9 protein-coding genes are annotated in these 11,649 nt (G+C 68.6%); 5 read left to right on the forward strand and 4 right to left on the reverse strand.

Going from position 1 to position 11,649, the window contains the following annotated elements:
* The first annotated feature begins 109 nt into the window (after positions 1–109).
* The 5 genes from J5T34_RS23770 to J5T34_RS23790 all read left to right on the forward strand — a co-directional run bounded on the left by J5T34_RS23770 (position 110) and on the right by J5T34_RS23790 (position 6,574).
* On the forward strand, positions 110–1,522 hold the full coding sequence (locus J5T34_RS23770) for an undecaprenyl-phosphate glucose phosphotransferase (RefSeq protein ID WP_244259213.1): 1,413 nt from the start codon (positions 110–112) through the stop codon (positions 1,520–1,522).
* A 107-nt stretch (positions 1,523–1,629) separates the two neighbouring features.
* Positions 1,630–1,911 (forward strand): acyl carrier protein, encoded by a 282-nt coding sequence (locus tag J5T34_RS23775; RefSeq protein WP_208583345.1) that lies wholly within the window; start codon positions 1,630–1,632, stop codon positions 1,909–1,911.
* Positions 1,904–2,896 (forward strand): DUF1839 family protein, encoded by a 993-nt coding sequence (locus J5T34_RS23780; protein ID WP_208583346.1) that lies wholly within the window; start codon positions 1,904–1,906, stop codon positions 2,894–2,896. The genes J5T34_RS23775 and J5T34_RS23780 overlap by 8 nt, the downstream gene beginning before the upstream one ends.
* A gap of 537 nt (positions 2,897–3,433) precedes the next feature.
* Entirely contained in the window at positions 3,434–4,156 is a 723-nt protein-coding gene (locus J5T34_RS23785; protein ID WP_174108000.1) for a Crp/Fnr family transcriptional regulator, read from the forward strand.
* Between the two features lie 27 nt (positions 4,157–4,183).
* Positions 4,184–6,574, forward strand: coding sequence for a polysaccharide biosynthesis tyrosine autokinase (locus tag J5T34_RS23790; protein WP_347880698.1), 2,391 nt, complete (start codon positions 4,184–4,186; stop codon positions 6,572–6,574).
* 263 nt (positions 6,575–6,837) lie between these two features.
* Here J5T34_RS23790 and J5T34_RS23795 read toward each other — a convergent pair whose 3' ends face one another.
* The 4 genes from J5T34_RS23795 to J5T34_RS23810 all read right to left on the reverse strand — a co-directional run bounded on the left by J5T34_RS23795 (position 6,838) and on the right by J5T34_RS23810 (position 11,420).
* Positions 6,838–7,341, reverse strand: a complete 504-nt coding sequence (locus J5T34_RS23795; protein WP_208583347.1) for a hypothetical protein — start codon at positions 7,339–7,341, stop codon at positions 6,838–6,840.
* 270 nt (positions 7,342–7,611) lie between these two features.
* The gene (locus J5T34_RS23800; RefSeq protein WP_208583348.1) at positions 7,612–9,855 is read right to left on the reverse strand and encodes a polysaccharide biosynthesis tyrosine autokinase; all 2,244 of its coding nucleotides are present in this window, start codon (positions 9,853–9,855) and stop codon (positions 7,612–7,614) included.
* Entirely contained in the window at positions 9,852–10,316 is a 465-nt protein-coding gene (locus J5T34_RS23805) for a low molecular weight protein-tyrosine-phosphatase (RefSeq protein ID WP_208583349.1), read from the reverse strand. The genes J5T34_RS23800 and J5T34_RS23805 overlap by 4 nt, the downstream gene beginning before the upstream one ends.
* 9 nt (positions 10,317–10,325) lie before the next feature.
* Complete coding sequence (locus tag J5T34_RS23810; protein ID WP_174108053.1) at positions 10,326–11,420, reverse strand: polysaccharide biosynthesis/export family protein; 1,095 nt, start codon at positions 11,418–11,420, stop codon at positions 10,326–10,328.
* Positions 11,421–11,649 lie beyond the last annotated feature (229 nt).

Here is an 11,649-nt window from a genome sequence, read left to right on the forward strand (position 1 = left end):
AGCCCCCACCTGTGTGGGGGACCCAACAGACCCCCAGGCACCCCGGACGCGACGATGTTCGCGATATGCCGACGCACGGCATCGAACACGGCAGCAAGGGGAGAGGGTCATGGCAACGGCAAGCGCGCAGGCGATCGTCGAGCGGCAGACGGCGCTGCAACTGCTGTATCGGGTCTCGGATGCATTGACGGTGGGCATCTGCGGCATCCTGGTCGGCGAGTTCTGGTTTCCCGAAGGTGGACTGGCGTCGGCGGCGCCGGTGCACGGCTTCCTGGTCGCGTTTTGCGCGGTGGCCACGCTGATCGTGTTTCCCGCCTGCGGACTCTACGAATCATGGCGCGGCCGCAGTCGCGCCGCACTCGGCCTGCGCACGCTGGCGGCATGGAGCCTGGTGGCGGTCAGCGGCCTGGTGCTGGCCTACCTGATGCATCAGATCGGCGCGGTGTCGCGCTTGTGGTCGACCACCTGGTTCAGCGCCGTCTCGGTGGCGCTGGTCGGCTCGCGGCTGGTGCTGTACCAGCTGCTGGGCAATGTGCGGCAGCAGGGCATCAACGCCAAGCGCGTGCTGATCTTCGGCTACGGGCCGCTCGGCAACGAGATGTACCGGCGCGTGCAGCGCATCCGCGAGGCGGGCTATCACGTGGTCGGCATCTACTGCGACCACGACGACGACGCGCTGCCGTCGGGCGTGCCGATCCTGCGCGAGATGAGCGACGTCACGCGCTTCGTGCGCAGTCAGGACGTGCGCGAAATCTGGCTGACGCTGCCGATGGCGGCGTGCCGCGATCTGTGCGACGTGGTCTACCAGTTCCGCAACGACCTGGTCGACATTCGCTGGGTGCCGGACATCATGTCGGTGGAGCTGCTCGGCCACCGCTTCAGCGAATTCCTCGGCTTGCCGGTGATCGACCTGAACAGCCCACCCGACTCGCGCATCACGGGCCTGCTCAAGGCAAGCTTCGATCGCGTCTTCGCCGCTGTGGCGCTGCTGGGGCTGTCGCCGCTGCTGATCGCCATCGCGATCGGCGTCAAGCTGTCGTCGCCGGGCCCGGTGCTGTTCCGGCAGAAGCGTCTGGGCATCGACGGCAAGCCGTTCGACGTCTTCAAGTTCCGCACCATGGTGGTCCACCAGGACCGCGGCGTCACGCAGGCGGTGCGCAACGATCCGCGCGTGACCCGCATCGGCGCCTTCCTGCGCCGTACCAGCCTCGATGAACTGCCGCAGTTCTTCAACGTGCTGCGCGGCGAGATGTCGGTGGTGGGACCGCGCCCGCATGCGCTCGAACACAACGAGATGTACAAGGAGCTGATCGACCGCTACATGCTGCGCCATCGGGTCAAGCCGGGCATCACCGGCTGGGCGCAGATCAACGGCCTGCGCGGGCAGACCGATACGGTCGAGAAAATGCGGGCGCGCATCGAGTTCGATATCTACTACATCCGCAACTGGTCCTTCCAGCTGGACCTGCGGATCATCGCGCGCACCGCGCTGCACGGCTGGACCGGCAAGAGCGCATTCTGAAACAGGGTCCGGCCCACGGCCGTGGCGAACGCGCGTTGGCAAGCGCACGGAGCCGTGGGGTACGGTCGAGCCAAATGGGGCAGACGAAGACCCCAGGGGAGGAGACCATGCAAGCCACCATACGCACGATTCTGGCGGAGGTGGGCCGGCTCGAGGTGCCTGCGGACACACTGGACGATCATGCCGACCTCGACGAAGCCGGACTGTCTTCGCACGCCACGGTGCACGTGATGCTGGCCATCGAACACGCCTTCGATAACGAGATTCCGGATCGCATGCTGACGCGCCGCCTGTTTCGCAGCATCCAGCCGCTGGCCGACGCCATCGTGTCTCTGTGTCGCATGGGCGAGACCGTGCGCGGGCGGCTGTTGGGACTGCGCCATGTATGACGGCACCGGGAGGCACGCGCATTCCGTGCATGCCTCGCATGTCCTGCATACCGAGCAGGCGGTCTGGCCGCAGACCAACTGCTATGTCGATCTGTGGATCGAGCTGCTGCATGGCTGGCAGCTCGATCCGCTGGCGGCGCTGCCGTTTACCGTCGCGCAAGACTTCGAGGGCGACCAGTTCACCTTCTTCAAATACCCGGTCGACGATCTGGAGCGGCTTTATGGCGTCGTGGTGCAGGAGCTCTCGCTGTACGACGCGATGGAGCGCCATGTCGCGACGCAGACCGCGCGCGGCCATGTGGTGCTGCTCGAGGTCGATGGCTTCTACCTGCCGGACAACCGCGCGACCTCGTACCGGCGCCAGCACACCAAGACCACCATCGGCATCGACGTGCTGATGCCGGAAGCACGCGGCGTCGGCTATTACCACAACGACGGCTATCATGTCGCGCGCGGCGACGACTATGCCGGGCTGTTCCGCTTGCTGCCCGAACTCCAGGCCGATCCGCATCTGCTGTTTCCGTACGCCGAGGTGGTACGCCGCCGCTATCCGCCGCTGACGGGGCCGATGCTGCTGCGCGCCTCGCTGGCGCTGTTGCGGCGGCATCTGGCGCGCCGCCCCCGGCAGAATCCGATCGCGGCGTACCGGCAGGTGTTTCCGCAGCATCTGGACGAACTGTCGGCGCGCGGCGAACCGGCCTTCCATCCGTACGCCTTCCACGTGCTGCGCCAGCTCGGCGCGAACTTCGAGCTGCTCGGCAAATACCTGCGCTGGCTCAGCCTGCAGGGCCAGCCGTTGCCGACGGCGATCGCCACTGCATGCCAGCGTCTCGCGTCGGAGGCGATGGTGATGCAGTTCCGGCTGATCCGCTCGATTCTCGGACGCCGGCCCGATTCCTGCCAGGATTGCCTCGACCAGATGGAAGCCTGCTACGAGGCCGCGGTGCCGGCGCTTGCCGCCTATGTCGGCGAGGGCGAACCCTGACTCGCGTATCGATCTCCGGCGAGGGCGCGATGCTGCGAACCTGCAACCGGCAAGCAATGACTTCCCTCTCGCTCCCGGTGCGACCCGCGTGTGCTGCTGCGTGCGGATGATGGCCCATGCAATGGCGAAGGGCGCGGCGAAAAAGGCCTAAGCCGTCTGGCGAGCGCTGCCATCCCGATGGGTGAGATTCGCACGCTGAACGCGCCTCGTCCGCTCGGCTACAGCGCCTGGCGCATCGACGCGCAGGCCAATCCCGACAACAAGCCGTTCGCGCGCCGCCGACGCGCTGCGCCAAATGGTTGCAGTGCTGTAACGCGGCTCCCTCCCGATTCCCACCTACCGAAGGATGAGCAGGTTTCAGCCGTGCGGCTACTGTTGGGCGTCCCACAGATGGAACTTAATGGAAGCACGCAAGCCGCACCGCGTCGCCGTCACGGTCAGCGTCACTGTCTCGTGGTTGTGACGAAAGTCGTCGAGGCGCATCGGTGCGAAGCGGGGGAAGAACAGGAACAAAAAGGACAAGAAGGGAGAACACAAATGATCGGTCAACGTTCGGATTTGCACGTCAACCACTTGCTGGCCGCACTGCCACGCAAGGAATGGGAAACGCTGTCTGGGCACCTGGAGTTGGTACGGATGCGGGCGGGACAGCTGCTCACCGACTCGGGTCAACGCATCCACCATGTCTACTTCCCGACCACGGCGATCGTGTCGATGCTGTCGCTGCTGGAGAACGGCGCGACCGCGGAGATCGCCGCGATCGGCAACGAAGGTCTGGTCGGCATTCCGGTGCTGACCGGCGGCGACACCATGCCGTGCCGCGTCGAGGTGCGCACGCCCGGCTTCGCCTATCGCCTGTCGGCCGGCACGCTGCGCCAGGAGTTCATGCGCTCGCCGGCGATTCAGCGCGCCACGCTGCTGTACGTGCAGGCGGTGCTGACGCAGATCGCGCAGACCGCGGTCTGCAACCGCCATCACTCGCTGAACAAGCAGCTGTGCCGCTGGCTGCTGCTCGCACTCGACCGCATGGCGACCAACGAGCTGGTGATCACCCAGCAGGTCATCGCCAACATGCTCGGCGTGCGCCGCGAAGGCGTGACCGAGGCCGCCGGCAAGCTGGAGGACCTCGGCCTGATCCACCACAGCCGCGGCCATATCACGGTGCTGGATCGTCATGGGCTCGAAGCGCATTCGTGCGAATGCTACAAGCTCGTCAAGCGCGAATTCGACCGGCTGCTGCCGGCCCTCGCCGAAGCGTGAACTGCGCCAGTGCGTCAGGAGATTGCCGTGGACAGGTTGTCTTTCGCCGGAACGATGCCGGCTCCCAATGTGGTGCCGCAGCGGCCGGCCGGCTATGCACGTGCGCTGCAGGATCGCGCTGGCCTGCTGGTCGGCGCGGCGCTGGCCGGTGCCGCCGTGGCGGGCCTTGCCGCATTGACGGTGCCGCCGCGCTACGAAGCCGCGGCGCTGATCCAGGTCGCCCCATCCGACGCCGCCGTCAGCGGCGCGCCGGGCGGCCCAGCGAATCCGTCGGCTGGCTTCGATGCCAGCATCCTGAAGAGCCGCGCCGTGGCCGCGCCGGTCATCGAGCAGCTCAGGCTCGGCATCACCGCCGAGCCGGTTCGCGCGCCGCTGATCGGTGCGCTGGCGGCGCGCTTGTCCGAGCCGGGACAGGTGCGCGGCGCGTGGCCGTCGGCAATGGGCTATGCGTGGGGCGGCGAGCGCATCGCGCTCGATACGCTTGCGGTGCCCGAGCGCTTGCTGAACAAGCCGCTGACGCTGGAGGTGCTCAGCGGCGGCGCGTTCCGCGTCAGCGATGCCAACCGTACCTTGCTGGAAGGCCGCGTCGGCGAGTCGGCGGCGGCCGATGGCGTCGAGGTGCTGATCTCGCGCATCGACGCGCGCCCTGGCACGCGCTTCACGCTGATGCGGCGCGATCCGGTTGCCACGGTCGATGCCATCGCCAGCGAGCTGAAGGTCAGCGAAATGCCGGGCGGCACCGTGCGGCTGGCCTGGCAGAGCGGCGATCGCAAGCAGGCCGCCGATCTGGTCAACGGCATTGCCGACGGCTATATCCGCGGGCAGACCAGCGCGCGGCGCGGCGACGCAGCCGAATCGCTGGCGTTCCTTGCCGCCGAGTTGCCGCGCGTGCAGGCCGAGCTCGAACGCGCCGAAGCCGCGCTGACCCGCTACCGTTCCCGTTCCGGCTCGATCCAGCCGACGCAGGACGCGCAGTCGTATCTGCAGGGCAGCATGGAATACCAGCGCCAGATCGCCGCGCTGCGGCTCGAGCGTACCAAGCTGCTGCAGCGCTTCACCACCGATGCCAACGAGGTGAAGACCGTCGACAGCCAGATCCAGCAGCTGATCCGCGAGCGGCGCGAGCTCGACGAGCGCATGCAGAACCTGTCGCTGTCCGAGCGCGAATCGGTGGCGCTGACGCGCGACGTCAAGGTGGCCGAGGACATGTACATGACCCTGCGCCGCAAGATCGAGCAGCTGTCGCTGGTGCAGGCCGATCGCAGCAGCGCGGTGCGCATCGTCGATGCGGCCGCGGCCTCGACCGTGCCGGTGGGCGTGGGCCCGTGGCCGGCGGCGGTCGCCGGCGGTGCGGCGGCGCTGGCGCTGGCCGTCGGCGGCGTGATGCTGCGCCGGCGCTTCAAGCCGGTGGTTGCTGATGCCAACGAAGCGGAAGCGCGCCTTGGCCTGTCGATGCTGGGCGACGTCGCCTTCAGCGACGAGCAGTCCGAGCTCGAGCGTCAGGCCGAACTCGAACGGCGCTTCGGCGCGATGGCTGCAATGGGACTGGCCGATGCCGCGCGGCAGCGGCTGGCGGCGCCCGCGCCGGGCACCGCGCTGGCCGAGGCGCAAGCCGGCGCGGAGCCGCAGACCGGTGCGCAGGCCCGCTCGCCCAGCGGCCAGGCGCTGCACGACCGCTTCCTGCTGGCGCGGCGCTCGCCGCATGCGCTGGCGGTCGAAGGGCTGCGCAGCGTGCGGGCCGCGCTGTACTTCGGCCTGCGCAGCGCACCGGATGGCGTGCTGGCGATTACCAGCCCGGCGCCGGGTGCCGGCAAGACCTTCGCCGCGGTCAATCTCGCGGTGCTGTTTGCCGAGGCGGGGCAGCGCGTGCTGCTGATCGATGCCGACATGCGGCGCGGCAAGGTCGCGACATGGTTCGGGCAAGCCACGGAACCTGGACTGTCCGACGTGCTGGCCGGCCGCATTCCGGTGGGCGCGGCGGTGCAGCCGACGGTGGTCGCGGGCCTGTGCATTCTGGGCGCCGGCGCGACGCCGGCCAATCCGTCGGAACTGCTGATGCTGCCGACGCTGAAGGACGCGCTGCAGCAGTGCAATGAACGCTTCGATCTGGTCATCGTCGATACGCCGCCGGTGCTGTCGGTGGCGGACGCGATGCTGGTCGCCAGCCTCGCCGGCTCGACGCTGCTGGTGATGCGCGCCGACGTGACGCTGCCCGGCCAGGTCGACGACACGCTGAAGCGGCTTACGCGTGCCGACGCGCGCATTGCCGGCGGCATCATCAACGGCGTGGCACAGCGGCGCAGCAACCGGGCCGACTTCGCCACCATCAATCCGTATCTGGGCATGCCGCTGCCGCCTGCCACACCGGCGGCCCGTGCGCTCGAACGTCCGGTGGCGGCCGCCGCCGGCAAGGCGTGAAGCGGGCAGCGTACCCGTTTCTGCGTAGCGTTCGACCCCATCCAGCAGACAAGCGCGCGGTCATTGACCGCGCGCTTTGTTCGCGCGCTTTGTTCGCGTCCGGGGCGGAAGTCCGATGAAGCGCGTGGCGACTCGGCGCGCGGCGACAGTCCGCTCGCGGCGCGCACGATGCGCATCGCCGCTGCGCCGGCGGCGCGGGCCGCCTCGCAAGCCCTGGACCAGCCCTTCGGCTCGTCCAGAGGCAAGCGGCGGCCCGCGATGCGTCAGCGTGCCGGGCTGGTCAGTTCGCGCTTGGCTTCCTCGTTGGCCTCGCGCATCTCCGCCTTGCGCTCCTGCTTGGCGGCCTTCACTTCCTGCCTGTATTCCTGCCGGGCTTCGGACTTGCGCTCGCGGTACTCACCGCGTGCCTCGGCGCGTGCCTGGCGCCGTTCGACCAGCGGATCCAGCTTCGGCTGCAGCTGATAGACGCCCGGGCCGTAAGGCGTGGCGACCATGCCGGCGGGAACGCTGCCGGGCGCCGGGCCGGTGGTCGGCATGGTCGAGGCGGCACCGGACGGCGCCATCGTGCCGGCACCGGCACCAGCACCAGCACCAGCGCCGACACCGACACCGGTACCGCCAGCCGCGGCGCCCGCGCCAACACTGGTGTCGGCACCGGTGCCGGTGGAGGGCGACATCGGCGCCTGGGCAAAGGCGGTCGCGCTGATCAGACCCGCGGCCAGCGCCGCCAGCGCGGTTCGGGTACGCACAGTCAGGTTTCGGGACATATCGGACCTCGTGAGTTGTTATCGAACGAAGCCCGCGGCCGTGCCGACCGCGGGGACTCGGTGGCGGCACGATCGAACGATGGTGCCACTCGCTCGATTTTTGATGGCAAGCGGCCGTTGCCGTTTCCGCCTTTCAACAACTCCTTACAAATGGCCGAAACACCGACAGCGTGTTCCTACGCGGCGCGCGCGAGCTGTCCTACAAAACGCCGATCCCCGCTTGCGCGGGGATCGGCGTCCATACGGCGGTAGGGGGAAGGACCGCGCGGATCAGGCCCGCCTGGCCTTGATCGCGCTGTACTGGTTCATATAGCGATACTTGCCGAAGTGGTAGTGCGAGCGGTACCAGCGGCCCTCGACGTGCAGGCCGTTGAACAGCACGCCCTTGACGTCGCCGCCCGCATGGCGGATGGCCTTGTCGGTCGCCTGCAGCTCGCTGGCGGTGGTGACATCCGCGCGCGCCACCAGGAACACCGCCCCGGCCCGGCTGGCCAGGATGCCCGCATCGGCGGCCGCCAGCACCGGCGGCGAATCGATCAGCACCACGTCGTAGCGCGACTTCAGTTCATCGATCAGCGCCTCCATGCCTGGGCTGTTCAGCATGTCGGCCGGCTGCGGCGCCTGCGCACCGGTCGGGATGAAGTCCAGCCCCGGCGCAACCTGGCGCTGCACCACCTTGTCCAGCGGCGTGCCGAGCAGCACGTCGCTCAACCCCGGCGAGCGGCGCGAGCCGAAGCGGTGGTTCAGCCCGCCGCGGCGCAGGTCGGCGTCGACCAGCGCGACACGCTTGCCGCCGGCGCCGAGGATCGCGGCGAAGTTCGCGGCGATGAACGACTTGCCGACGCCCGGGGCGGGACCGGTGATGACCACGATGCGATTGCGGCTGCCGACCAGCGCGAACTGCAGCGCGGTGCGGAAGCTGCGCAGGCTTTCCATCGCCGGATCCTCGGGTTCCTGCAGCGCGAGCAGGCCGGGCAGGGGCTTGGCGCCGCCGAACTTGCGCGTCTGCTGCTGGCTCAGCGGAATCGTGGCGTAGACGGTCAGGCCGGTCTGGTGCTCGATCTCGTCGGCATCGGTCAGCCCACCGTCCAGCGAGCGGCGCACCACCACCATCAGCAGGCCGGCCAGCACGCCCAGGCCCACCGCCACCGCGACGATCAGCGGGCGGTTCGGCCGCACCGGCTTGAGCGGCACGCTGGCCGGATCGACCAGGCGCGCGGTGCCGACCTTGCTCGCCTTCATCAGCTTGAGCTGCTGCACGTCGTTGAGCAGGGCCTGATAGAGCTCGGTGTTGACCTTGACGTCGCGCATCAGCCGCAGCACGTTCTGCTCGACATCGGGCAGCCGCTGGATGCGGCCGGTGACGCCGTTCAGCTGCGCGGTCAGGCTGTCGATCTGGCTGTCGATCGCCGTGATGCTGGGGTGATCGCCGACGAAGCGCATCGCCAGCTCCTGCCGCTTCTGCTTGAGCTCCTGCAGGCGGGTCTGGATCTGCACCGACTGCGCCAGGATCAGCTTCGATTCCTCGCTCAGATCGACCGTGCCGCGCTGGTTGCGCATCGCGTTATAGCGCGATTCGGCGGCCTCGACCTGCTGCCGCAGCTGCGGCATCTGGCCCTGCAGGAACTCCAGCGACTTCTCCGCTTCCGCGGCCTTGCGGCGCACGTTCTGCTCGACGTACTCCATGCCGATCTCGTTCAGGATCGCCGCGGTCAGCTGCGGCGAGTCGCCTTCGAGCGTGACGCCGATCACGCCGCTCTGCTTGCCACGCTCCATGATGTGCAGCTGCTGCTGCAGGCGCGCGATCGCGGCCAGGCGCGGCAGATGGCGCAGATCGAACTGCGCGCCGGGACGGCCGTCGAGCTTGCTGATCGTCAGGTTGACCGGGCCGTAGGCGGTCTGCACCGTCAGCGGCTCGCCGACCTTGCCGTTGGCGCGGGCCGGATCGCTGGCGAAGCTGAGGCGGTATTCGCCGTTGCCCAGCGCGGTCACCGTGATCTTGCGCTCGTCCATCTCGGTCGGCACCGTCAGCTCGCTGACGCGGATCGATTCGCTGCCCCAGGCGAAGCCGCCCCAGCCAAACAGGCCCGGGCGCGACAGCTCGCTGTTGTTCTGCGCGATCGCGCGGCCGACGATCGGGAAGTAGCGCGGCGACGCCTCGACGTTCAGCATCAGGTTGTCGACCGCGCGCCCGACCACCATGCGCGACTGCAGCAGCTCGATCTCGGCGGAGGCCGCGGACTTGACCTCGATCACCGGCGAGATCTGCGCGGCCACGCGGTTGGTCGCCGCGGTGGTGTTGGTGCTCTCCTCCACCTGCACCATGATGTCGGCGCGATAGACCGGCCGCGCGATTAGCGCATAGATGGCGCCGAGCGCGATGACCAGCCCCGCCACCGTCAGAAAGGTCCACCGGTATCGCGCCAGCACGTCGAACCAGGACGTCAGATCGACCATGCCATCGCGCTCGTCCGCGCGCTCGGAGTGGGTGCTCCGGATGTTGTTGCTATTCATGATGCCTCCCCGTGACATTCGGCCGGCGCAATGGCTCGTATGCGTACCGACCAGGATTCGATGCCCGTCTTGATCAAGCCGAGTGCGATGGCGAACATGCGGTGTGAGCAGCCGATGGGATCCGGCACGTCGGCCGGGATGAACTCGCCGATGCGATAGACGCGGCCGCGTGCGTCCGGGAACCGGCGCTCGACCTCGTCGCGCTGCTCGAGGTCCATCACCAGCACCAGATCGGCCCACTCCACCAGTTGCGCATCGACGAGGCGGGCACGATGCCCGCGCAGTTCATGCCCTTCGGCAGCCATCAGCGCGATCGCGCACGGGTGTGCCGCCGCGCCGACCGGCGGCGCCAGTCCGGCGGAGGCCACCTCGCACGTCGGCAGCGCCTGCCGCAGCAGCGCTTCCGCCATCGGACTGCGACAGGTATTGCCGATACAGACCACCAATATGGTTCGGATCATCGCGCCCGCCTATCGGACCACGCCGGCCGTGCCGATCACCGGCTGGGTCGACGGGATCAGCAGGTTGATGACGCGGCTCCAGCGCACCAGTTCGCGCGCATCGACGTAGACGACGTCCTTGGGCTCCAGCTCGAACCCTTCCGCGATGGCGAGCGCCACCGGCGAGCTGCCGTCGAGGTGGAACACCTTCGGCTCTTCGCCGGCCGTCGTCTTGCGGATCACGTAGATCTGGTCCGCGCTGGCTGAGCTCGGGTTCACGCCGCCGGCATCGCCGAGCGCCTCGTTCAGCGTCATCCGCCCGTTGCGCATCAACAGTGCGGTGGGGCGCAGCACTTCGCCGGTGACGAACACCTTGCTGTCCTCGCGCTGTTCGACGCGGACGATGTCGCCGTTGCGCAGCAGGATCCGCGACGGGTCGACGCCCTTGGCCAGCAGCGCCGGCATGTTGATGTACCAGCTGCGCTCGCCGCGCGTGACGCGGATGCGGCTGCTGTCGCCGGTCTGCGTCAGCACGCCGCCGGCGCGGTTCAGCGCCTCGACCAGCGTCATCGGCGCGTCGTCGATCGGCAGCATGCCGGGCGTCTTGACCTCGCCGTCGACATAGACGCGCTGGCTGCGGAAGGCCAGCACGCGCACCGTCATCTGCGGATCGCGCACCACGCGCGACAGGGCCTTCGCGATCTGGTCGCGCACTTCGTTGGCGGTCTTGCCCGCGACCTTCATCACGCCCGCATACGGGAACTGGATGTCGCCGTGCGGGCTGACCACGTAGCCCGGCACGTTGGGGCTGCCGCCGGTGCTCGGCAGTTCGTAGGCCTGGCCGATGCTGTAGGTCTGGGTCGGGAACACGAGCTCGGGGTGGTCCCACACCACCACCGAGATGATGTCGCCCGGGCCGACGCGATACGGCTGCGGCGACGCGAACAGTTCCTCGACGTTCTCGTTGTCGCGACGCGAGTTGTTGCGCAGCTCGCGCACCAGGTCCATCGTGATCGGCGTGATCTTCGGCACCGCATCGGGGCCGATGGCGGAGACCGGCGCCTGCTTGTCGAAATACATGCCAGGCGAACTGGCGCAGCCGGCCAGCAGCGCCGCCGCTCCCATTGCCCCGGCGGCGAGCAGCCCCGCCACTCCTGGACCGCGGCGCACACTGCGTGGACCGCGTTGCTGATGCTGTTCCATTGCTTTCATGGCAACCTCCCCCACTGCGACTTGCACATGGACACGCGCACGGCCATGTCCCCCGGATGCTGCCATCGTGTCCGCGCAGGCACTGGGTATCGGTGCGTTGTCACACATTTGATGCGGACGGGGTTTTGGGGAGGGGGCGGAG

The sequence above is a fragment of the Cupriavidus gilardii genome (genome assembly GCF_017598945.1).
Taxonomy (GTDB): Bacteria; Pseudomonadota; Gammaproteobacteria; order Burkholderiales; family Burkholderiaceae; genus Cupriavidus; species Cupriavidus gilardii_E.

Bases quoted from the DNA above. Each gene is read 5' to 3' on its own strand.
- J5T34_RS23810 (WP_174108053.1), bottom strand. From the start codon at position 11,420: ATGGGAGCGGCGGCGCTGCTGGCCGGCTGCGCCAGTTCGCCTGGCATG.
- J5T34_RS23775 (WP_208583345.1), top strand. From the start codon at position 1,630: ATGCAAGCCACCATACGCACGATTCTGGCGGAGGTGGGCCGGCTCGAG.
- J5T34_RS23795 (WP_208583347.1), bottom strand. From the start codon at position 7,341: ATGTCCCGAAACCTGACTGTGCGTACCCGAACCGCGCTGGCGGCGCTG.
- J5T34_RS23780 (WP_208583346.1), top strand. From the start codon at position 1,904: ATGTATGACGGCACCGGGAGGCACGCGCATTCCGTGCATGCCTCGCAT.
- J5T34_RS23805 (WP_208583349.1), bottom strand. From the start codon at position 10,316: ATGATCCGAACCATATTGGTGGTCTGTATCGGCAATACCTGTCGCAGT.
- J5T34_RS23785 (WP_174108000.1), top strand. From the start codon at position 3,434: ATGATCGGTCAACGTTCGGATTTGCACGTCAACCACTTGCTGGCCGCA.
- J5T34_RS23800 (WP_208583348.1), bottom strand. From the start codon at position 9,855: ATGAATAGCAACAACATCCGGAGCACCCACTCCGAGCGCGCGGACGAG.
- J5T34_RS23770 (WP_244259213.1), top strand. From the start codon at position 110: ATGGCAACGGCAAGCGCGCAGGCGATCGTCGAGCGGCAGACGGCGCTG.